Here is a 20,711-nt window from a genome sequence, read left to right on the forward strand (position 1 = left end):
CCACGTCATGCCAAGAATCCGCATCGAGCTGCCCGAACAGTTCAGCTTCTCGACCGACATCGCGCTCTACGTCGGCCACATGAACTATGGCGGGCACCTCGACAACGCCCTGCTGCTGTCGGTGGTATCGGAGGCCCGCGCCCGCTTCTTCGGCTCGCTCGGCTACAGCGAGCTTGATGTCGAGGGCCTCGGCATCATCATTGCCGACGCCGCGCTGCAGTATCGTTCGGAGGCTTTCCACGGTGAAGTCATGCAGGTGCGCATGACGGCCACCGACTTTGGCAGCAAGGGCTGCGACCTGCTCTGGTGCATGAACGAGAAATCCAGCCAGCGCGAGGTCGCCCGCGGCAAGACCGGGATCGTCTTCTTCGATTACCGCCTGCGGCAGGCGGCACCGGTGCCCGAAGCCTTCCGCCGCCGCGCAACGGCCGGCATCTGCGCGGCCTAAGCGGGCAGGTACTCGCGACTCAGTCTCCTCTGCAGGTTCTGGACCTGCTTCAGCGACTCCCTGAGGATCAGCCGGTCGAGTTCATGCAACTCGTCCGGATCGACCCGGTTGGTCCCGGCCAGCAGCGGCGCTGCCGCTTGGCGCGCCAGCCGTAGACGCTGGATGTGCTGGAAGGCATCGACGAACGCTGCCAGCTCCGAGTCGGCGATACCACGCCTCTCGCCCATGACGCGCAAGCGTTCGACGGTGTTCGTATCGGGGATGCGCAGTGCCAGGGCGTAGATCCGTGCAGCATCGACGAAGGGACGCGAACCGTGCTTCTTGAGGTCGATGGTATGCGGAAACTCCTTGTCGCCGTCGTAGCGGAACCCTTTCCACCAGTTCAGTGGTGACTCCCAGTTGAGCGAGTTCTCGACCATCGCACGCATGAAGATCGGGTAGGACGCGGCCCTTTCCAGGAGCCACGCACGGAGCTCATTGGCCAGGCCGTCGTGTCCGTAAAGGGCCCGCAGATCAAAGAAGATGCTCGAGTTGAGCAGCGCGTCGGGCTGCGGATCGGTCAGCCAGCCCAAGAAGGCCGCCCGCCATTCGCTCGTGGACAGGCACCACTGCGGGTTGCTGGCCATGATGTTGCCCTTGCAGAGCGGAAAACCGCAGGCGTCGAGCGCCTCATTGACCGACCGGGCAAAGGGAAGGAACGCCTCCCGCAGGGCCGGTGCGTCGTCATCCGACTCGGCGGCAAAGATCAGCCCGTTGTCCTGATCGGTGGCCAGCGTCTGCTCCAGCCTTCCTTCCGAGCCGAAGACCAGCCAGCACCATGGCACGTAGGGCAGTTCGAACTGCCCGCCGAGCACTTCGATCACCTGCATCGTCAGCAGATCGTTGAGCGCGGAGATCCGCTGACAGAGTGTCTCGGCGCCAGCGCGTTCGGCAACGAGGCGGGCAACGAACTCCCGCACGTCGCGCGCCAGGGCAACCAGGGTGGCGACATCGCGAGCACCCAGGATCGCCTGCACGAGGTCGCCCTGGCGTGCTCCCGGCAGGGAATGCAGGTCTGCCTGCGAAACCAGGTGGAAATAGCTGCCGTCACTCTCGGTGAGCACCAGATGATGCACGCCGCGGCGAACCATCACCACGCTCGCCTGGTGCGCGGTGCCGTCGGCCGGAACGGTGATCAGGCCGCTGGTCATCACTGACGCAACCGGAGCCTGCAGATCGCAGGTCTCGAGGGCAATCCGTCGCACCACGTCGTGCAGCGTGAGGATGCCGAGCGGCATCCGGCTGCGCTGATCGACGACGACCACCGCGTCGGCCTGTCGCTGGTCGAGAAGCAACAGGGTGTCCCTCACGCTGGCCGCCGGTGCGACGGTAAGCGCCTCGCCACGTACCAGCGAGCGCAGCGAGACGTAAGACGAGAATGGGGCGGCGCCCGCCGCGTGCTCAGTACTTGAGCCGGGCATGGAAGGTCTTCTGGCTGGCTTCGCGCGCCTGCCGCAGGGTGCGGATACCCATCTCGGCGAGCAACGGCAGCATCTTCAGGAAGACTTCGCCGGTCACCATCGCGTCACCGAGCGCCGTGTGACGACCGAACACCGACACCCCGAGGCGCTCGGCGATCGCCTCGAGCCGGTGCGTCGGCTGGTTGCTGTGCAGCACCGCCGACAGCAGCAAGGTATCGAGAACGGGCTGTTCGAAGCGCACGCCGGTCTGCTCTTCCTTGAGCTGCAGGAATCGCATGTCGAAAGCGGCATTGTGTCCGACGAGTACCGTATCGGCGCAGAACGCGCGAAACTTCGGCAACACGACATCGATCGTCGGCTGGTCGACGAGAAGTTCGCGCGTGATGCCGTGCACCTCGATCGACTGCGGCGACAGCCGGCACTGCGGATTGATCAGCTGGTCGAAGCACTCGTGGCGAAGCAGGCGACGATTGACGATCCGCGTCGCGCCGATCTGGATGATCTCGTCTCCCTGCGACGGCTGCAGTCCGGTGGTCTCGGTGTCGAAGACGGTGTAGGAGAGTTCCGTGAGGAGTCGCTCGTCGAGCTCGTGACTGGTATCCGACCAGCTGAACAGATCGAAGTCGTAGAACTCCGGTCGCTCTCCCTCGGCTGCGGCGATGACCGCCCGTGGCAGGTCGGTCGGCGCCTCGGCGATCGGCAGCATGGTGCGAAAGAAGGCGCGATGTGACACCCGCTCGCGCTGGAACCAGATGTCGCCATTGCAGCGCTCGACGACATCGGTGACGCTGAGCGGCGAGGCATCACCGGCGATAGACATCGGATCCTGCAGCCACCCCATCGCCGTTTCGTTGTTCATGAAGGTACCCAGCCACGACAGGTCGAGTTGCGCCAGCTGCCCGCTGCGGGTCAGCGACAGGCGGACTTCGCGCACCGCGTACTCATCCTGCAGGCGCAGGGCGAGGTAGCGCAGCGCCTGGAACAAGCCGTAGCCATCGACGCGCAGCCAGAGATCCTCGTCGACGTTCTCGGTCTTCACGGCCAAGGCCCGCCGCTCGCCGGATCGCCTCTCGCCGATGCGCCGGGCGGCGACGACCAACACTTCGGCACCACGCATCTCCTCCAGCAACCAGCGCTCGCGCAGGTCGTTCGAGAACGCGCTGGCAGCAGCCTCGAACTGCGCCGACAGTTTTGCCGCCTCGTCATGGACCACCCGCAGGAAGCGAGCACGCTGTTGCGCCGGCATGTCTGCCACCTCGGACAGCATCTCCGCTGCCGCGCGGATGCTGCCCAAAGGTCCGCGCCCGCCCTCGATCAGCGACTGGATCAACGCGTCACGCCGCGCATGCCGCTCGTTGCTGCTGGTCACGTCCTCGAGAACGAGGACGAAACCGGTGATCGACAGACCACCAACCTGTGCATGGTGCGGCCCGTCGCCGCCGAGGACCGGCGACATGCGCGCCCGCAGCAGGCGACCAGCCGGCGTCGCCGTGACGAACTGAGCCGAACCGAGGAGTTGCCTGCTGTCGGCCTCTCCGAGCTCGCGGCTGGCCTGCTGCAGGCGCTCGAGCGCGTGGGTGATGAGCGCGCGATCGAAAACCGTGTAGATCGAGCGACCGAGCCCGAGCAACTCGGCTTGGCCGCCGTCGGCCCCGGCCGTCAGCTCCTGCCGGGCCCGCTGGTTGTAGAGCAGCACACGCCCATCCAGGTTGCAGACGACGACGCTCTGGCTGAGGTCCGCCATCAGTGCCGCCAGCCGGCTCCTCTCTTCCTCGAGCGATGCCCGCGCCTCGCGCACCCGCGCGGCGACGTCGTTCTCGTTCGCCTCGCGCAACACGAGCAGCTGATTGACCGCCTGCGCCAGCACCCGCAACTCGCTCGCACCCTGCTCAGCCACGCGCAAAGCGCCGTGCGCCAGGGTCGCCGTCACCTCTTCCGCCATGCGCAGGGGCGAAGCTGCGTACAGCTCATGCAGCCGGGCGATCACCCAGCAGCAGAAGGTGCCGGCAAGCAACAGCAGCACGACCAGAACGACGACACGCTCTTCCGGCGACCTGCCGACCCCCGCTGCATCGGGCTCGCCGGCCAGCATCAATGCCGCCGTTGCGCCGACCAGGACAAGCGTGAACAGGCTGGCAGCAACGACCGCGAGGATGAGCTTGCGGGGGGCTGTCATCGCCTACATGCCGAGCAGCTTGCGCACCTCGGCCAGCAGTTCCTTGGTCGAAAAGGGCTTCGTCATGTAGCCGTCGGCGCCGAGCCCCAGCCCCTTGCTCACCTCCGTGTCGCGCCCCTTGGCCGTCAGCATCAGGATCCGCGTGGCAGAGAGATCGGGATCGGAGCGCAATGCCTGACAGACATCAAAGCCATTCATCTTCGGCATCATCACGTCGAGCAGCACGAGGTCCGGCCTCTCGCCCCGAACCTTCGCCAGGGCTTCTTCGCCATCGCCCGCGACGAGCACCTCGAAGCCCTCCCGGCGCAGCAGGAATTCGATCGAAATGACGATGTTTTGCTCGTCGTCGGCAATCAGAATTTTCTTGTTCATCGGTACTCCGCTCCTCCATCAACCACGCCCGCCGGATTGGCCAGGCTGCTCCGGCTGCCCAACCGCCGGCTCGTGCTGCGGCGCAAAAGGCAGGGTAAACAGGAAGGTCGCGCCCTCGCCCGGGACGCTCTCCACCCACAACCGGCCGCCGAGATGCTCGACGATGCGCCGGCTGATCGGCAGACCGAGACCGGTTCCAGATGGCTTGGCGGTCATCGTGTCGCCAACCTGGCGGAACTTCTCGAAGATCAGCTCCTGATCCTGCGGCCGGATTCCCGGCCCGTTGTCGGTGACGCTCACCTGCAGTCCGTCTGCCAGCAGGGACAACACCACCCGCACCCGGCCACTGCCCGGCGGCAGAAACTTGGCCGCGTTCGAAAGCAGATTCAGCATCACCTGGATCAGGCGGTCTCGGTCACCCATGATCTGCGGCAGATTATCCGGCAGATCGAGATCGACATGCGCCTCTTTCTCGCGAAAAAGTTGGCTGGTCGCCGCGACCGACTGCTCGATCACTTCCTTCAGATCGAGCTCGCAGGCATTCCAGTCGGCGCGCCCGGACTCGATCTTAGCCAGATCGAGCGTCTGGTTGATCAGTCGCGTCAGGCGCTCGGTCTCACTGACGATGAGACCGAGAAAGCGCTCACGATCCGGCAGGTGCATCTTCGGATCATCGCGCAGCAGTTCGGAGAAGGCACGGATCGAGGTCAGCGGCGTGCGCAACTCGTGCGTCACCGACGACATGATGTCATCCTTGACTCGGTCGAGTTCCTGCAGGCGCTCGTTGGCCTCGCGCAACTCGAGCGTCGCCGCCGTCAGCTCGCGCGACTTGCGCTCGAGTTCGCGGCTGTAGGTGCGCAGTTGCGAAGCTTCGTCGAGAATGTGCATCACCTCCTCGATGCTCAGCGGCTCCTCTTTGGCCACCGAGGCCACCATGACCCGCGCCGAGGCGCTGCCGATGGCGCCGGCGAGCAGTGATTCGGCAAACTGCACCAGACGCGCATCGGCTTCCGGCTTGTCGCCCTGCCGGCTGCCATGACGACGGGCATAGCCGGCAAAGGCCACCTCCGCCCGCGCCGGTCCGAGAAAGCGCCCGACCAGCTCCTGCAGGTCGCTGACCTTCGCCCGGCCGCGCCAGAGGACGGCGCCGATCGGCCCCGCCTCCTGCAGCGCATCGACGAAGACCGTCGCCTGCGTCGCCTCGGCGGCCGTCGGCGGCCGCAGCAGCGAGACGCCGACATAGGCGCCGATGTTGGCCAGGAAACTCCAGAACAGGCAGTGCGAGATCTCGTCGATGCCGGTCAGTCCGAACAGTTGCAGTGGTCGCAGGAGATCGATGCCGGACAGCCCCTGCGTCAGGAAGTCGCCCGGCAGCCATCCCGACTTGGCAAAGGACGGCAGCAGCAGCGTGTAGCCCCAGACGACGAAACCCGCCAGAAGCCCCGCCAGCGCACCGCCGCGCGTGCCGCCCCGCCAGTACATGCCGCCGATGATCGCCGGCGCGAACTGGGCCACGGCGGAGAAACTGATCAGACCGATGGCGACGAGTGCATAGGCCTCTCCCGCCAGCCGGAAATAGCAATAGCCGAGCAGCAGGATGAGGACGATCGCGCCGCGCCGGATGCCCAGAAGCAGGCCCGAAAGGTCCTTCGCTTCGCTCAGCGCGAGCCCGCGATGGCGCAACAGAAGTGGCATGACGAGGTCGTTGCAGACCATCGTCGACAGCGCGATGGTTTCCACGATGACCATCCCGGTGCCGGCCGACAGGCCGCCGATGAACACCAGCAGCGCCAGCCCCTCCTGCCGCTGCGACATCGGCAGCGTCAGGACGAAGGTGTCGGCGTCGACGCCCTGCCCCGCGAAATGCATCAGCCCACCGAGCGCGATCGGCAGGACGAAGATGTTGATCAGCAACAGGTAGAGCGGAAACAACCAGGCGGCGCGCCGGAGGTGCGACTCATCGACGTTTTCGACGACGGCCACCTGGAACTGGCGTGGCAGGAAGAGCACCGCCAGCGCCGAGAGGACGATCAGCGAGAACCAGCCGGTATATCCCTGACCGGACGGAATCGCGGTCGCCAGCCGCCGCAGTTCGGGGTGCGTCGCCAGATGTTCGAAGATGTCGCCGAATCCCCCATAGATGCCGTAGGTGACGAAGACGCCGACGGCGACGAAGGCCACCAGCTTGACCACCGACTCGAGGGCGATCGCCGCCACCATGCCTTCGTGGCGCTCGGTGGCATCGAGGTGGCGGGTACCGAAGACGATCGTGAACGCAGCCAGGATCAGGGCGATGTAGAAGCTGATGTCGGCTGCCACCGACATCGTCGGGCTGCGATGCGGCATGACGATGTCGGGATAGCCCAGCAGCAGACCGACCGTGCTCGACACCGCCTTCAACTGCAGCGCGATGTAGGGAACGATGCCGATCACCGCGATGATCGTCACCAGCCCGCCGAGGAGATGGCTCTTGCCGTAGCGCGACGAAATGAAGTCGGCGATCGAGGTGATGCGATTGGCCTTGACGATGCGGATCATCTTGCGCAGGATGAACCAGCCCAGCGCCATCACCAGCGTCGGCCCGAGGTACACCGGCAGGAAGCCGATGCCCGAGACGGCGGCTCGCCCGACGCTGCCGTAAAAGGTCCAGGTCGTGCAGTACACCGCCATCGACAGGGCGTAGATCGTCGCGCTGTCGATCAGAGACCGGCCTTGGTCGGCTCGCCGGTCGCCCCACCAGGCGACGGCGAACAGCAGGCCGAGGTAGAGCAGCGAGACGGCAATCAGGACCGGCGCTTGCAGCATCGTCGCGGCCTAGCCGGAACGCGCTTCGCTCGCCCAGGCCATCAGGGCGATGACCAGCGCCCAGGCAAAGAAGATGTAGGCGAAGATCAACGGAATGTCGAAGACCTCGCTCGGCCGGTCGAAAACCGACAGCAGCGGGTAGTTGAAAAGCACGCAGCCCGCGAGAAAAGCCGCAACCAAGCGATCCCTGCCGAGTATCCTGCGCTGCATCGGAGCCTCCTCGCCAATGCTGTTGGCCGCATGCGCAGCAGCCCTGAAGGCGCGCTGCCGGCATCCAGTCAGTCTTCGTCAAACGCTATACTGCCGCCTTCTCCCCCTTCGCCGAGGAACCATCTGGATGATCCGCCCCGCTCTCGATTGGCAGCCACGCGTCGCCGACGCCACCTACAGCGACATCCGCTACGACGCTGCCGAGGGCATCGCCCGCATTGTCATCAATCGGCCCGAGCGACGCAATGCCTTTCGCCCCGAAACCGTCGAGCAACTGATCGATGCCATGCACCGGGCGCAGTTCGATGCCGCCATCGGTGTCATCGTCCTGACCGGCGCCGGACACCTCGCCTTCTGCTCGGGCGGCGACCAGTTCGTGCGCGGCGATGACGGCGGCTACCACGACGAAGCGGGCATGCCGCACCTCAATGTGCTCGACCTGCAGATGCAGATTCGCCGCTGCCCGAAGCCCGTGGTGGCGATGGTCGCGGGTTACGCGATCGGTGGCGGGCACGTCCTGCACCTCGTCTGCGACCTGACGATAGCCGCCGACAACGCCCGTTTTGGCCAGACCGGCCCGCGCGTCGGCAGTTTCGACGCCGGCCTCGGCGCCGGGCTGATGGCGCGGACGATCGGTCTCAAGCGGGCGAAGGAGATCTGGCTACTCTGCCGCCAGTATGACGCGGCGCAGGCGCTGTCGATGGGGCTGGTGAATGCGGTCGTTCCCCTCGCCGGACTCGAGGAGGAGACCGTGCGCTGGTGTCGCGAGATGCTGCAGCTCTCGCCGATGGCGCTGCGCATGATCAAGGCCGGCTTCAACGCCGATACCGACGGTCTTGCCGGGATCCAGGAACTCGCCGGCAATGCCACCGGCCTCTTCTACATGACCGCCGAAGGCCAGGAGGGACGCAATGCCTGGGTCGAGAAGCGGCGACCGGATTTCTCGCGCTATCGCCGGCGGCCCTGAGCGTCATCGGCGCCCGCGCTGCGACAGCGGCCGGGACTCCGCGCGCGGGTCCGGCGGCACGGCGCTGGCAACCACTTCCGGCGGACCGCCGCGACGCCGATGAAGCTCGCTGCAGCGAGCGTTCACCCCTATCGGCTGCCGCTGCGGTCGCCTTGGCTGACGGCGGGCGCCAGCGTCGACGAACGCTGCGGCTGGCTGCTCTGCCTGCAGGACGACAGCGGACGCCGCGCCTACGGTGACTGCGCGCCGCTGCCCGGCAGCGGTGGCGAGAACGCGCCGGCCGCGGCACAGGCGCTGCGCTCGCTGCTGCTGCCGCTGATCGGCCTCACCGCCCGGGCAGCGCTCGAGCGGCTCGCGCCGGACGGCGACTGTCCCACGCCGGTCGCGCGCTGTGCCGTCGAGACGGCGCTCCTCGACCTGCTGGCGCAGGGTTCCGGGATGCCGCTTGCGGCCTACCTCAGCGGCACCCGCCTGCGGCACGGGATGTGCTCGGCGCCACCGCCCCCCGTACGGATCAACGCCGCCTGTGGCAGTCTGCACAACCTCGGCGCCAACGACATTCGCGCCGCCTGCAACGCCGGCTTCGCGATTCTCAAGATGAAGGTCGGCGTGCTCGCCATCGACGACGAGGTCGCCCTCCTGCAGCAGATCGCCACCGTCCTGCCACCCGGCTGCCGCCTGCGCCTCGACGCCAACCGCGCCTGGCCGGACGCGGCGGCGACCCGCTTCCTGCAGGCCTGCGCCAAGCTGCCGATCGAGATGCTCGAGGAACCGCTGGCCGCTCCCGACATCGACCGGTTGCAGGCCCTGCAGGACAGCACGACGATCGCCATTGCCGTCGACGAGTCGATCCGCCACCTCGACGGCGAGGCCCTCGTCGGGCGGCGGGCGGTGCGCCGCCTGGTGCTCAAGCCGCCGCGGCATGGCGGCCTGCTGCCGACCCTCGCACTGGCGCGCCAGGCCGGCAACGCCGGCGTCGAATGCATCATCACCAGCAGCCTCGACAGCGCCTGCGGCATCACCGCTGCCGCCCACGTCGCGGCAGCACTCGACAACGGGCTGGCGCACGGTCTTGCCACCTCGGCGTGGCTGCACGAGGATACCGGGTCGCCACCCCGCATCGGCCGCGGCCTGCTGCTGCTCGACGCCTCGCCAGGGCTCGGCTTCGTGCCCGAACGGCAGCGACGCTTCCTGCCACTCGACGCGCTATACTGTCGATAATTACAGTGACCAGGAGGCGGCGTGGTCGACGACACGGGCAAGCAGGCGGCCGCACGAGTGGCTGGCAGGATACGCGCCGGGCATCCGCGTGCGACACCGGTGAGCAACGCGCCGAGGATGCGCATTCCTGATGACGGGTACCCGACTGCCCCGGTTGAGCGAATCGCGTCGCTCAACCCGGCGCAGCGGGCTGCGGTCGGCTTCGGCATCGAAGCACAGCGCGGCGGAGAACAGCGGCACCCGCCCTTGCTGGTGATCGCCGGCGCCGGCTCGGGCAAGACCAGCACACTCGCGCACCGGGTCGCGCAGTTGATCGACTGCGGTGCCGACCCCACCCGCCTGCTCCTGCTCACCTTCTCGCGCCGTGCCGCCGACGAGATGAGCCGCCGCGTCGGGCGTCTGCTCGGCCGGCGTGCAGCCGGCACACCACCGTTGCCCTGGGCAGGCACCTTTCACGGCATCGCTGCCCGCCTGTTGCGCGAGTACGCCGCGCGCATCGGCATCGACCCCGCCTTCAGCATCCATGACCGGCAGGATTCGGCCGACCTGCTCAACCTCGCCCGCCACAGCCTGGGCTTCTCGGCAAGGGCGAAGCGCTTCCCGTTGAAGGGCACCTGCCTGGCGATCTACTCGGCGGTGCTGAACACGCAGGTGGCGCTCGGCGAAGTGCTGCAGACGAGCTTTCCGTGGTGCGCCGAATGGGAAACCGAGCTCAAGAGCCTGTTCCGCGAATACGTGCGCAGCAAGCAGGGCCAGCAGGTACTCGACTACGACGACCTGCTCCTCTATTGGGCACAGATGGTCGGCGAGGGCGAACTCGGTCGCGAGATCGGCGATCGCTTCAGCCACGTGCTGGTGGACGAGTACCAGGATACCAACCGTCTGCAGGCAGCGATCCTGCTGGCGATGAAACCCGATGGCAACGGCCTCACCGTCGTCGGCGACGACGCGCAGTCGATCTACGCCTTTCGCGGTGCAACGGTGCGCAACATCCTCGACTTTCCGCAGCACTTCGCACCACCCGCGCAGGTGCTCACCCTCGACCGCAATTACCGGTCTACGCAGCCGATCCTCGACGCTGCCAACCGGGTGATCGCGCTCGCCAAGGAGCGCTTCACCAAGGATCTGTGGAGCGAGCGCCGAGCCGGCGAGAAGCCGCGGCTCGTCGCCGTGCGCGACGAAGCCGACCAGGCCGCCTACGTCGTCGAGCAGGTGCTCGCGCGTCGCGAAGCCGGCCTCCGCCTGAAGTCGCAGGCGGTGCTGTTCCGCACCGCGCAGCACAGCGTGCGCATCGAGATCGAACTGCGGCGGCGCAACATCCCCTTCGTCAAGTTCGGTGGACTCAGGTTCCTCGAAGCCGCGCACGTCAAGGACGTCCTCGCCATCCTCCGCTGGGGGCAGAACCAACGTGACCGCATGGCCGGCTTCCGTGCCATGCAACTGGTTGCCGGGATCGGTCCGAAAAGCGCCAGTCGCGTGCTCGACAACATCGCTTCGGCGGCGGCCGCCTGCCTGCTGCTCGACGAGCAACCCGTCGCCGAGGCGGTAAAGCCCGCCTGGCGCGAGTTCGCCGCACTGGTCGCCGATTGCGGCCCCGGTCGCGCACCGTGGCCGACCGCCTGCGAGCGGGTCTGCCACTGGTATCAGGAACAGATCGATCGTCTGCACGAAGATCCGCTGCCGCGGCAGGCGGACATCGAACAGCTGGCACTGATCGCTGCCACCTATCCGAATGCCGAGCGCTTCCTCACCGAACTGACGCTCGACCCGCCCGCTGCCAGCAGCGACGAGGCCGGACCACCGCTGCTCGACGAGGACTACCTGATCCTGTCGACGATCCACTCCGCCAAGGGGCAGGAATGGACCGCCGTGTTCGTCCTCAATGCAGTCGATGGCTGCATCCCGTCAGACATGGCAACCGGTTCGACGGCAGCGCTCGAGGAGGAGCGACGGCTGCTCTACGTTGCCATGACGCGGGCGCGGACACACCTGGAGCTGATCCTGCCGCAGCGTTTCCACGTCGCGCAGCAGCCGGCCCATGGCGACCGGTACGTCCATGCCGCGCGCACGCGTTTCATCCCGCATGCACTGCTGCCCGACTATGAGCAACTTTCCTGGCCGCAGCCGGCCGTTGTCGTGGCGCCTGCCAATCCGCACGCTCGGCAGCAGGTGTTCGACCTGACGGCGCGGATGCGCGCGATGTGGGAATGAAGGGCGGCGCGCCGTCGCGTCAGGCGGCGCGACGATCCACTTCGCCGTTGACCTCCTGCCGCAGCACTTCGGCGAATTCCTGGCCGACCTGGCTCAACGACTTCATCTGCTGGAACAGCTTGTCCTCGACATGCTGCAGTTCGTCGATCCGCTGCTCAAGCGTATCGGTCGCCTGATGGATCCGCTTGATGCTCTCGAGTCGCCGCTTGAGATGAATCTGGTGCTCGCGGATCTGGATCTCCAGCGGCGCCATGACCGCTTTCAACCATGACTCGGCGTCGCGATTGGCTCGCTCGAAGGTCTTGCGCACCTGCACCGCCACGTCTTCGAAGAAACGCTGCATCAACTGGCTCTTCTCATGCACCATCAACTGGAACATGCTGCTGACGTGCGTTTGGCACCAGTCGTCGAGGCGGTCGATCTCCTTCTCGTAGCGCAGCAGCGAAAAGCCTACGGGCGTTCCCAACTTGAGCCCGTGCTCGACCGAGAACTTCTTGTGGATCGCCTCCATCATGGACTTGATCTCCCTGACATCGTCCTCCGATCGCTGCAGGCTGCCGCGCGCCTCGTCGAAATAGTGGGTCATCGCTGCCGCCAGCGTCTTCGAGAAGGTGGCCTTGGCCATCGCCTCGCGTGTCGTCGTACTCAGCATGCGCATCGCATCGAGCCCGAGGTGCGCGAACAGGTTGTTCGTCAACTGTGAAAAAACACTGCGCACGGCGTAGTAGCGCTGCAGGCCAGACTCGAACTCCTCCTTCTCGACACGCACCTTGCCCATCATGTACTCGACGACACCCTTGTTCTTGCCACGCAATTCGGTCAATTCGGTGAGTTGTTCGTGCAACCCGGCGAGGCGCGAATCGAGCAGGCTGCGCGTGCGCTGGAAGCAGTCGGCAAACTCGGCCTCGATGCCGTCGCGAACGATTTCCTGCTTGGCTGGAATCAGCTCCTGCGAGAGGGCTTTCTCGAGTTCCGACAGACGACTGCGCTGCAACAGCTCGCCGTCGTCGTTGATCTTGGCAACCAATGCCTTCTGCGCGGAAACCGGGAAAATCTGGTTCTCCGCCAGATCGAGCGTCCAGGCACAGGTGTCGACCTGCCGCTCGATCTCGGCGGCGATCTCCGGCGCCGACTTGAGTTCGTCCCACAGCGTGTCGATCTTGTTGAGGACCACGATCCGGCCCTTGCTGCGGCCGCCAGCGGCGGCGATGTGTTCGCGCCAGACCGTCAGGTCGGACTGGGTCACGCCGGTGTCGGCAGCCAGTATGAACAACACGGCATGCGCGTTCGGCAACAGCGAAAGCGTCAGTTCGGGTTCGGTGCCGATGGCGTTGAGACCCGGCGTGTCAAGAATCACCAGCCCCTGCTCGAGCAGTGGATGCGGGAAGTTGATCACCGCATGCCGCCAGCGGGGAATCTCGACACAACCATCGTCACCGCGGCGCAACACTTCCGAGTCACCGTCGGCAAGCGTGAAACCGAGGCTTTCGGCCACCGTCGGCAGCACGCGGATGACGTCACTGACGTGCCGCAGCGCCTCCTGCATGGACTCGGCCGAGGTCGTGTCGATCGCTACGGTGTGCCACTCGTCAGGAAAGCGCTTGTACTCGCTGATGCTCGTCTTCGCCTCCCGCGTCTCGATGGGCAGCAGTTCGATCGACGGCGCCCTGCTTCGGTCGAACAGCAGCTCCGTCGGACACATCGTCGTCCTGCCTGCGGTCGACGGAAGGACACGGTTGCCATAGCCGGCGAAGAAGATGGCGTTGATCAGCTCCGACTTGCCGCGCGAGAACTCGGCGACGAACGCCACCTGCAGGCGATCCTCGCGCAGCTTCTCGAGCAGGCGAGCGAGCCGTCTGTCGGTCTGCGCATCGTTCAGTTCGTGGTCCAGCAACCAGCCCGAGAACTTTCCGATGATTTCCGAAACACGGGCGCGCCATTCGCTGTAGGCGGCAAAGTGTTGGGCAAGCGTCATGGCAGAATCCAGGACAATGTCGGTGGCGGCACTCTATCACAAAGTCGTCGTGCCTCCCTGGCACGCCGTTGCCGCTTCAGCGTTGGCAGCGGCGGCAGTAGAAGCTCGATCGCCCGCACTGCCGGATCATCTGCACCGGCCCGCCACATGCCGGACAGGGTTCGCCGGCTCGGTCGTAGACTGCGCAGCTGAGCTGGAAGCAGCCGGCGCCGCCATCACTGTGCACATAGTCGCGGACACTGCTGCCGCCGGCGGCGATCGCTGCCGACAGGGTCGAGCGGACGGCCGCCGCCAGCAGGTGATAGCGCGCTTGGCTGATGCGGTTGGCCGCGCGGCGCGGCGAGATGCCGGCAAGATGGAGACTCTCGGCGGCATAGATGTTGCCGATGCCGACCACCAGCCGGCTGTCCATCAACACTGGCTTGATCGGCGCGCGCCGCCCGCGCGTTGCCGCATGCAACCAGTCGCCATCGAAGGCGGCGGACAGAGGCTCGATGCCGAGATCGGCCAGCAGGGGATGCGTCTCCACCCTTTCGCCTTCGTGCCAGAGCAGCGCTCCGAAGCGCCGCGGGTCACGCAGGCGAAGGACGGTGTCTGCGAACAGCAGGTCGAAATGATCGTGCGCCTGAGCCGGCGTCTCCAGCGCCACCAGGCGCAGGCTGCCGGACATGCCGAGATGAATGATCAGCCAGCCACCGCCATGCGTGCTCTGGCAGTCGAAAAGCAGATACTTGCCGCGGCGCCGTATCGTCTCGACACGTAGGCCGGCCAGGCGCGCGCCGAGACCCGGGGGAATCTCATGTCGCAGTCGCGGCGTGCGCACGATGGCGCCAGCAATGCGTTGCTGCGACAGAAAGGGAAGCAATCCCTGGCGACTGACTTCGACTTCGGGGAGTTCCGGCATTGCTGCGACCACGAAAAGTCCATAACATGCGCGAACGGATTATGACGCAAAGCAGCCGTCGTTTCGCGCAACCGTCTGCGTCAGGCAAGGAAGAAATGAAACCGATCTCCCGAAGGGCCCTCTGCGCCGCCTTCGCGCTCGCCTGCAGCGTTCCATCGCTCGCGGCCGAAGAAGCGATCATCAGCCAGCAGGCCGCGTCGTCAAGCCGTCAGTCCCGCAAGGCACCGCCGCTGCCGCCGCGTACCGACGACAAGGACTACAGCGGGCTCAGCGGACAGGTCATCTACCAGGCACTGCTCGCAGAAGTCGCCCTGCAGCGTGGCAAGAGCGAATTCGCCAGCGAAGCCTATGCCGACCTGGCGCGCCGGACGCGCGACCCCGCCATCATCGCCCGCGCCGTCGAAGTGTCCGGGCAGGCGCGGCGGGTCGAACTCGTCCTCGCGCTCGCACGCCTGTGGATCGAGGTCGAGCCGGAGTCGAAGCGCGCGCAGCAGGTGCTGGTCGGCGTTCAGATCATGAGCAATCAACTCGACGGCCTCGCCCCGCAGTTGATCAGCATGCTCCAGAGTGACCCTGCCGCCCTGCCGGCAAACCTCGTGGCGCTCAACCGGATGTTCGCCCGCAGCCCCGATCGGCAAGCTGTTCTGGCGCTCGTCAGTCAGGTCTGCGCACCGTTTTTTGGCCTCGCCGAAGCGCACTACGCGGTGTCCATAGCGGCCAGCAGCGCCGGCCAGGAGGCACGCGCGCTCGCCGAAGCGCGGCAGGCTCTGGAGTTGCGTCCGGACTGGGAAGCGGCAGCATTGCTCGAAGCGCAGCTCCTTGCCCAGAAATCGCCGGCGGCGGCGATCAGCGCGCTGCAGGGCTTCGTCGCCCGCCATCCGAAGTCACCGGATGCCGAGCTGCATTTGGCACGACTCCTGGTCGGGGAAAAGCGCTACAGCGAGGCGAAGCGTCACTTCGACCACCTGCTCCTGAGTTACCCGGACAAGCCGGACGTGGTTTTCCCGGTCGCCCTGCTGGCACTGCAGGAAAACGACGTCGCGCTCGCCGAGAAGCAGCTCAAGCACCTGCTGACACTTGAACTGCAGAACAAGAGCGCGCCCTACTACTACCTCGGTCAGATTGCCGAAGACGGCAAGCGGCCTGACGAGGCGCTCGCTTACTACGGGCAGGTTGGTCCAGGCGAACAGTACCTGCCGGCGCAACTGCGCAGCGCTGCGATCGTCGCCCGCTCGGGCAAGCTCGACGAGGCACGCAGCCTGCTCCAGCAGGCGGCCGCCAACCGGCCCGAATTGCGCGTGCAGCTGGTGATCGCCGAAGCCGCATTGCTGCGCGACGCCAAGCAGGCGGAAGCGGCACTGGCCATCCTGGAACGCGAACTCAGGCAGCAGCCGCAACAGCCCGAGCTGCTTTACGAGTCGGCCTTGCTGAGCGAAAGGCTGGGCAACCTGGAGGTCGCCGAGAGCCGCCTGCGCAAGCTGATCGAGCTGCAACCGGACAATGCGCAGGCCCACAATGCGCTCGGCTACACCTACGCCGACCGCAACATGCGTCTCGCCGAGGCGCGGCAACTGATCGAGAGGGCGCTGCAACTCGCGCCCAACGACGGCTACATCCTCGACAGCATGGGCTGGGTCCTGTACCGCCAGGGCGATCTGGATGGTGCCCTCGAGTACCTGCAACGTGCTCTCGCTCAGCGCCATGATGCGGAGATCGCGGCCCACCTCGGCGAGGTCCTGTGGTCTCTCGGCCGCAAGCACGAGGCGCAGCGGATCATGCTCGAGGCGCAGAAAAAGGATCCATCGCACGAAGCGCTCAACGAGGCGATCAGGAAGTTCAGCCCGTGAGCCGGAGAAGCGCTTCCTCGCCCGGCAACCGGGAGACCGCGTGTCGTTGCCTTGGCCTGCTCGTCGCGGCGCTCGCGCTGGCTGCCTGCAGCAGCCAGCCACCGCTCCGGCAGTACCGTCCGGCTGCCCTGCAGCGCGACCATCTGCAGGACTTCGTCCTCGTCGGCCGCTTCGCACTGCGCGACGCCGCGCAGAGCTACGCCGGAAGGATCGAGTGGCATCATGCCGGTGGGAGCGACAGGCTGCTGCTGGCATCGCCGTTCGGCCAGGGCCTGGCCGAGATCGTCGGCGACGCATCCGGGGCCCGCCTGCGCCGCAGCGACGGCAGCGAGCAGGCTGCCGCCAGCGGCGACGAGCTGCTGCAGACCGTCCTCGGCCAGCCGATCGGCCTCGTCCGACTGCTCAACTGGCTGCGCGGCAGCGATGCCGACGAGGCACGCCTCGAACGCGACGCGCTCGGCCGTCCGTTGCGGCTGCAACACGAGGACTGGCGAATCGCCTACGAGTACGACGACGACACGCCGCAGGCGCTGCCCGGCCGCTTGTTCGTCGAACGGGAGGGCGGCTTCGTGCTGCGCCTGCGCATCGAGGAGTGGCGCTTGCCGACAGCGACGGATGACGCGCAGTGACCCCGGCAGGCTGCCGCTGGAGCTGGGACAGCAGCTACCCGGCACCGGCCAAGCTCAACCTGTTCCTGCGCGTGACCGGCCGGCGCGCTGACGGCTACCACCTGCTGCAGACGGTCTTCCGCTTTCTCGACCACGCTGACCGACTGCATTTCTCGCCGCGCGCCGATGCCGCGGTACGGCTGGTCACACCCTTGCCCGGAGTGCCGCCGGAGAACGACCTGAGCGTGCGCGCGGCGCGCCTCCTGCAGGCGGCCAGCGGCTGCCGGCAAGGCGTCGACATTCGCATCGAGAAACGCCTGCCAATGGGTGGCGGGCTTGGCGGAGGCAGCTCCGACGCGGCAAGTGTGCTGCTCGCCCTCAATCATCTCTGGCAGATCGCGCTGCCGCGCCAGCGCCTGCAGGAAATCGGCCTGACCCTCGGTGCCGACGTGCCGGTCTTCATCTTCGGTCGCAACGCCTTTGCCGAGGGTGTCGGCGAAACGCTGCGGGCGGTCGAGCTGCCGCCGCGCTGCTATGTCGTCGTCGAGCCGCCGGTACAGGTGCCGACCGCAGCCATCTTTGCCGCCCCCGAACTGCGCCGCGACTCGCCGCCGATCGAAGCCCGCGACTGGGCCCGCGACGACATCGGCAACGACCTCGAGGCGATCGCCTGCGCCCGCTTCCCGGCGATCGCCAGTTGCCTCCGCCACCTGGCGGCGGCAGCGGCACCCGCCCGCGCCCGCATGACGGGTTCGGGTGCCTGTGTCTTCGCCGAGTGCAGCAACCCGGAAGAGGCGGCAGCAGCGCTGCGGCGCCTGCCGACCGGGCTGCGTGCCTGGACGAGCGCCGGCGCCAGCGCGCACCCGCTGCTCGATCTGGCGCGCTGACGAGGCACGCCGCCGCACGGGGAGCGCGGTCTGCGGACGGCTGGCGCCGGACTCCGCGCCGCCGGCCAGCGCCCTTTTTTTCCTGGCGAATCCCCGCTATAATTCGCGCCTCGCTCGCCATCAGGGCGTTGTGAGAGACCGCTGGGGAGTCGCCAAGTTGGTCAAGGCACCGGATTTTGATTCCGGCATTCGAAGGTTCGAATCCTTCTTCCCCAGCCATTCGATTTCTGTCAACGCGGGCAGGCTTCCTAACCTGCCCGTCTTGCTTTGTGGGGCGCCCGGGCGCAGAGCCACAGGGGAAGCGCAAAATGGCCTACGACAGCCTGATGGTCTTTACCGGCAACGCCAACCCGGCCCTCGCCGCGGATGTCGTCAAACACCTCAACATCTCGCTTGGTCGTGCGCATGTCGGACGCTTCTCGGATGGCGAGATCAGTGTCGAAATCCAGGAGCACGTCCGCGGCATGGACGTCTTCATCCTGCAGTCCACCTGCGCGCCGGCGAACGAAAACCTGATGGAGCTGCTGATCATGGTCGACGCGCTGAAGCGCGCCTCGGCCGCCCGCATCACCGCCGCCATACCCTATTTCGGCTATGCACGCCAGGACCGCCGCGTGCGCTCGGTGCGCGTATCGATCGCCGCCAAGCTCGTGGCGGACCTGCTCACCGCTGCCGGCGTACACCGCGTGCTGACGATGGACCTGCATACGGAGCAGATCCAGGGCTTCTTCAGCATCCCCGTCGACAACATCTATTCACTGCCGATCATGCTCGGCGACGTCTGGAAGAATGATTTCGACAAGTTGTTGGTCGTCTCGCCCGACGTCGGCGGCGTCGTCCGCGCCCGCGCATTGGCCAAGCGCCTCGAATGCGATCTGGCGATCATCGACAAGCGTCGCCCAAAAGCCAATGTCTCCGAGGTCATGAACATCATCGGCGAGGTCGAGGGCCGTACCTGCGTCATCATGGACGACCTGGTCGACACCGCCGGCACGCTCTGCAAGGCAGCCACCGCGCTCAAGGAACACGGGGCGAAGAAGGTGCTCTCCTATTGCGTGCACCCCGTCCTCTCGGGCAAGGCCGTCGACCGCATCAACCACTCCGACCTCGACGAACTGGTCGTCACCGACACGATCCCGTTGCGTGAGGACGCGCAGGAGTCGCCGCGAATCCGCGTTCTCTCGGTCGCCGGTATGCTGGCGGAAACGATCCGCCGCATCAGCAACGAGGACTCCGTGTCGTCACTGTTCATCGAATAGCAGGAGGCAGCCGCGCGCACCAGCGACGCGCCGCCTCGCACCTTCCTTCTCAACCCCCCGCCTGGTCGCGGGCGGGGTTCGTCCAACCAGGAGCTGTCCATGAAGTTTCAGATTGAAGCGCGCAAGCGCACCCAGCAGGGGTCCGGAGCGAGCCGCCGCCTGCGTCGCCAGGGCCGTGTTCCGGCCATCATCTACGGCGGTCCGAAAGCGGCCGAACTGATCGACATCGATCACAACGAAACCCTGCTCAACCTTGCCAAGGAAGCCTTCCACTCGTCGGTCCTGACGCTCCGGGTCGATGGCGTCGCCGAGAGCGTCGTCCTGCGTGACTCACAGGTGCACCCATGGAAGCCGCTCGTCCTGCACTGCGATTTCCAGCGGGTTGACACCGAGCACCTCATCCATCAGCGGGTTCCGCTGCATTTCGTCAATGCCGAGATTGCTCCCGGCGTCAAACTGAGCGGCGGCAACGTGTCGCACGTGCACAATGACATCGAGGTGAGTTGCCTGCCGCAGGATCTGCCGGCCTTCATCGAGGTCGACCTCCAGAACCTCGAGTCGGGCCACTCGATTCACGCCTCCGAAGTCGCCCTGCCCGCCGGCGTCAAGCTGGTGCTGCATGGCGACGACTATGTCGTGGCGTCGATTCCGGCCAGGAAGAGCGGCGCCGGTGCCGACGAAGGTGAAGCCGGGACCGCCGCCTAGGGCCGCTTTACCCACCGGGCCGGTGCCGGGCAGTCACCGCCGGCGGCGGCCCGTTTGTTCCCCGCGTACGAGAACCCATGCCCGCACCCCGCCTGATCGTCGGTCTCGGCAACCCCGGCAGCGAGTATGAAGAGACGCGGCACAACGTCGGCTTCTGGTTCCTTGACCATCTGGCGCGACGCCTGCAGCTGCGGCTGACGCCGCAAGGAAAGTTTTTCGCTCGCCTCGCGCGGCACGATGATCTCTGGCTCGTGCAACCAACGACCTACATGAATCTTTCCGGGCAGGCCGTCGCCTCCCTCGCCCGCTTCTACCGCATCGCCAGCGAAGAAATCCTCGTCGTCCATGATGATCTCGACCTGCCACCCGGCAGCATCCGTCTCAAGCAGGGTGGTGGCAACGGTGGCCACAATGGACTCAAGGATATCCAGTCGCGCCTGGCAACGCCCGATTTCTGGCGGCTGCGATTGGGAATCGGCCATCCGGGTGAGCGCAGCGAGGTTGTCAACTACGTTCTCAAGGCGCCGCGGCGAGAGGAGCGAGACCTGATCGACCCTGCCATCGACCGCTGCCTCCTCGCCTGGCCGCTGCTGGCAGCCGGCGACTACGCCGCGGCACAGCGACAGTTGCACCTGAAAACCGTCTGACCATGGAAA

17 protein-coding genes and 1 tRNA gene are annotated in these 20,711 nt (G+C 66.5%); 11 read left to right on the forward strand and 7 right to left on the reverse strand.

Going from position 1 to position 20,711, the window contains the following annotated elements:
- The first annotated feature begins 7 nt into the window (after positions 1-7).
- On the forward strand, positions 8-448 hold the full coding sequence (locus V5B60_RS19015) for an acyl-CoA thioesterase (RefSeq protein ID WP_332349219.1): 441 nt from the start codon (positions 8-10) through the stop codon (positions 446-448).
- Here the strand turns inward: V5B60_RS19015 and V5B60_RS19020 are convergent.
- The 5 genes from V5B60_RS19020 to V5B60_RS19040 are packed head-to-tail and all read right to left on the reverse strand — an operon-like array spanning position 445 to position 7,471.
- Complete coding sequence (locus tag V5B60_RS19020) at positions 445-1,908, reverse strand: DUF294 nucleotidyltransferase-like domain-containing protein (RefSeq protein ID WP_332349221.1); 1,464 nt, start codon at positions 1,906-1,908, stop codon at positions 445-447. The genes V5B60_RS19015 and V5B60_RS19020 overlap by 4 nt on opposite strands.
- A complete protein-coding gene (locus V5B60_RS19025; protein ID WP_332349223.1) occupies positions 1,889-4,084 on the reverse strand; it encodes an exonuclease domain-containing protein in 2,196 nt (731 codons plus the stop codon). The genes V5B60_RS19020 and V5B60_RS19025 overlap by 20 nt, the downstream gene beginning before the upstream one ends.
- A gap of 3 nt (positions 4,085-4,087) precedes the next feature.
- Positions 4,088-4,456, reverse strand: a complete 369-nt coding sequence (locus V5B60_RS19030) for a response regulator transcription factor (RefSeq protein ID WP_034937074.1) — start codon at positions 4,454-4,456, stop codon at positions 4,088-4,090.
- Positions 4,457-4,474: 18 nt separating this feature from the next.
- The gene (locus V5B60_RS19035; protein ID WP_332349226.1) at positions 4,475-7,261 is read right to left on the reverse strand and encodes a sensor histidine kinase; all 2,787 of its coding nucleotides are present in this window, start codon (positions 7,259-7,261) and stop codon (positions 4,475-4,477) included.
- Positions 7,262-7,270: 9 nt separating this feature from the next.
- Entirely contained in the window at positions 7,271-7,471 is a 201-nt protein-coding gene (locus V5B60_RS19040; RefSeq protein ID WP_332349227.1) for a hypothetical protein, read from the reverse strand.
- Positions 7,472-7,598: 127 nt separating this feature from the next.
- On the opposite strand from V5B60_RS19040, the gene menB reads away from it, so the two are divergent.
- From menB to V5B60_RS19055, 3 genes are all read left to right on the forward strand, one after another.
- Positions 7,599-8,438 carry a 1,4-dihydroxy-2-naphthoyl-CoA synthase gene (gene menB / locus V5B60_RS19045; RefSeq protein ID WP_332349229.1) on the forward strand — a complete coding sequence of 280 codons (840 nt, stop codon included), beginning with the start codon at positions 7,599-7,601 and terminating at the stop codon, positions 8,436-8,438.
- A gap of 99 nt (positions 8,439-8,537) precedes the next feature.
- The gene (gene menC / locus V5B60_RS19050; protein WP_332349231.1) at positions 8,538-9,659 is read left to right on the forward strand and encodes an o-succinylbenzoate synthase; all 1,122 of its coding nucleotides are present in this window, start codon (positions 8,538-8,540) and stop codon (positions 9,657-9,659) included.
- Positions 9,660-9,776: 117 nt separating this feature from the next.
- Positions 9,777-11,870, forward strand: coding sequence for an ATP-dependent helicase (locus tag V5B60_RS19055; protein WP_332350636.1), 2,094 nt, complete (start codon positions 9,777-9,779; stop codon positions 11,868-11,870).
- A 19-nt stretch (positions 11,871-11,889) separates the two neighbouring features.
- On the opposite strand, the gene V5B60_RS19060 is transcribed toward V5B60_RS19055, so the two are convergent.
- Entirely contained in the window at positions 11,890-13,845 is a 1,956-nt protein-coding gene (locus V5B60_RS19060; RefSeq protein WP_332349233.1) for a dynamin family protein, read from the reverse strand.
- A gap of 76 nt (positions 13,846-13,921) precedes the next feature.
- A complete protein-coding gene (gene mutM, locus V5B60_RS19065) occupies positions 13,922-14,749 on the reverse strand; it encodes a bifunctional DNA-formamidopyrimidine glycosylase/DNA-(apurinic or apyrimidinic site) lyase (protein WP_332349235.1) in 828 nt (275 codons plus the stop codon).
- A gap of 95 nt (positions 14,750-14,844) precedes the next feature.
- On the opposite strand from mutM, the gene V5B60_RS19070 reads away from it, so the two are divergent.
- The 7 genes from V5B60_RS19070 (at position 14,845) to pth (ending at position 20,702) form a co-directional block, all read left to right on the forward strand.
- Positions 14,845-16,596 (forward strand): tetratricopeptide repeat protein, encoded by a 1,752-nt coding sequence (locus V5B60_RS19070; RefSeq protein ID WP_332349237.1) that lies wholly within the window; start codon positions 14,845-14,847, stop codon positions 16,594-16,596.
- Positions 16,593-17,225 carry a lipoprotein insertase outer membrane protein LolB gene (lolB, locus tag V5B60_RS19075; RefSeq protein WP_332349239.1) on the forward strand — a complete coding sequence of 211 codons (633 nt, stop codon included), beginning with the start codon at positions 16,593-16,595 and terminating at the stop codon, positions 17,223-17,225. Before V5B60_RS19070 ends, lolB begins: the two co-directional genes overlap by 4 nt.
- Positions 17,222-18,091: a 4-(cytidine 5'-diphospho)-2-C-methyl-D-erythritol kinase gene (gene ispE, locus V5B60_RS19080; RefSeq protein ID WP_332349241.1), complete on the forward strand. Its 870-nt coding sequence runs from the start codon at positions 17,222-17,224 to the stop codon at positions 18,089-18,091. Before lolB ends, ispE begins: the two co-directional genes overlap by 4 nt.
- A gap of 142 nt (positions 18,092-18,233) precedes the next feature.
- Positions 18,234-18,310: transfer RNA gene (locus V5B60_RS19085), tRNA-Gln, on the forward strand.
- A gap of 89 nt (positions 18,311-18,399) precedes the next feature.
- Positions 18,400-19,350, forward strand: a complete 951-nt coding sequence (locus V5B60_RS19090; protein WP_332349242.1) for a ribose-phosphate pyrophosphokinase — start codon at positions 18,400-18,402, stop codon at positions 19,348-19,350.
- A 99-nt stretch (positions 19,351-19,449) separates the two neighbouring features.
- Positions 19,450-20,055 (forward strand): 50S ribosomal protein L25/general stress protein Ctc, encoded by a 606-nt coding sequence (locus tag V5B60_RS19095; RefSeq protein WP_332349244.1) that lies wholly within the window; start codon positions 19,450-19,452, stop codon positions 20,053-20,055.
- A 77-nt stretch (positions 20,056-20,132) separates the two neighbouring features.
- Positions 20,133-20,702 carry an aminoacyl-tRNA hydrolase gene (pth, locus tag V5B60_RS19100; RefSeq protein ID WP_332349246.1) on the forward strand — a complete coding sequence of 190 codons (570 nt, stop codon included), beginning with the start codon at positions 20,133-20,135 and terminating at the stop codon, positions 20,700-20,702.
- Positions 20,703-20,711 lie beyond the last annotated feature (9 nt).

This window comes from Accumulibacter sp., from assembly GCF_036625195.1.
Taxonomy (GTDB): domain Bacteria; phylum Pseudomonadota; class Gammaproteobacteria; order Burkholderiales; family Rhodocyclaceae; genus Accumulibacter.

Bases quoted from the DNA above. Each gene is read 5' to 3' on its own strand.
- V5B60_RS19015 (WP_332349219.1), top strand. From the start codon at position 8: ATGCCAAGAATCCGCATCGAGCTGCCCGAACAGTTCAGCTTCTCGACC.
- V5B60_RS19020 (WP_332349221.1), bottom strand. From the start codon at position 1,908: ATGCCCGGCTCAAGTACTGAGCACGCGGCGGGCGCCGCCCCATTCTCG.
- V5B60_RS19025 (WP_332349223.1), bottom strand. From the start codon at position 4,084: ATGACAGCCCCCCGCAAGCTCATCCTCGCGGTCGTTGCTGCCAGCCTG.
- V5B60_RS19030 (WP_034937074.1), bottom strand. From the start codon at position 4,456: ATGAACAAGAAAATTCTGATTGCCGACGACGAGCAAAACATCGTCATT.
- V5B60_RS19035 (WP_332349226.1), bottom strand. From the start codon at position 7,261: ATGCTGCAAGCGCCGGTCCTGATTGCCGTCTCGCTGCTCTACCTCGGC.
- V5B60_RS19040 (WP_332349227.1), bottom strand. From the start codon at position 7,471: ATGCAGCGCAGGATACTCGGCAGGGATCGCTTGGTTGCGGCTTTTCTC.
- menB (WP_332349229.1), top strand. From the start codon at position 7,599: ATGATCCGCCCCGCTCTCGATTGGCAGCCACGCGTCGCCGACGCCACC.
- menC (WP_332349231.1), top strand. From the start codon at position 8,538: ATGAAGCTCGCTGCAGCGAGCGTTCACCCCTATCGGCTGCCGCTGCGG.
- V5B60_RS19055 (WP_332350636.1), top strand. From the start codon at position 9,777: ATGCGCATTCCTGATGACGGGTACCCGACTGCCCCGGTTGAGCGAATC.
- V5B60_RS19060 (WP_332349233.1), bottom strand. From the start codon at position 13,845: ATGACGCTTGCCCAACACTTTGCCGCCTACAGCGAATGGCGCGCCCGT.
- mutM (WP_332349235.1), bottom strand. From the start codon at position 14,749: ATGCCGGAACTCCCCGAAGTCGAAGTCAGTCGCCAGGGATTGCTTCCC.
- V5B60_RS19070 (WP_332349237.1), top strand. From the start codon at position 14,845: ATGAAACCGATCTCCCGAAGGGCCCTCTGCGCCGCCTTCGCGCTCGCC.
- V5B60_RS19090 (WP_332349242.1), top strand. From the start codon at position 18,400: ATGGCCTACGACAGCCTGATGGTCTTTACCGGCAACGCCAACCCGGCC.
- V5B60_RS19095 (WP_332349244.1), top strand. From the start codon at position 19,450: ATGAAGTTTCAGATTGAAGCGCGCAAGCGCACCCAGCAGGGGTCCGGA.
- pth (WP_332349246.1), top strand. From the start codon at position 20,133: ATGCCCGCACCCCGCCTGATCGTCGGTCTCGGCAACCCCGGCAGCGAG.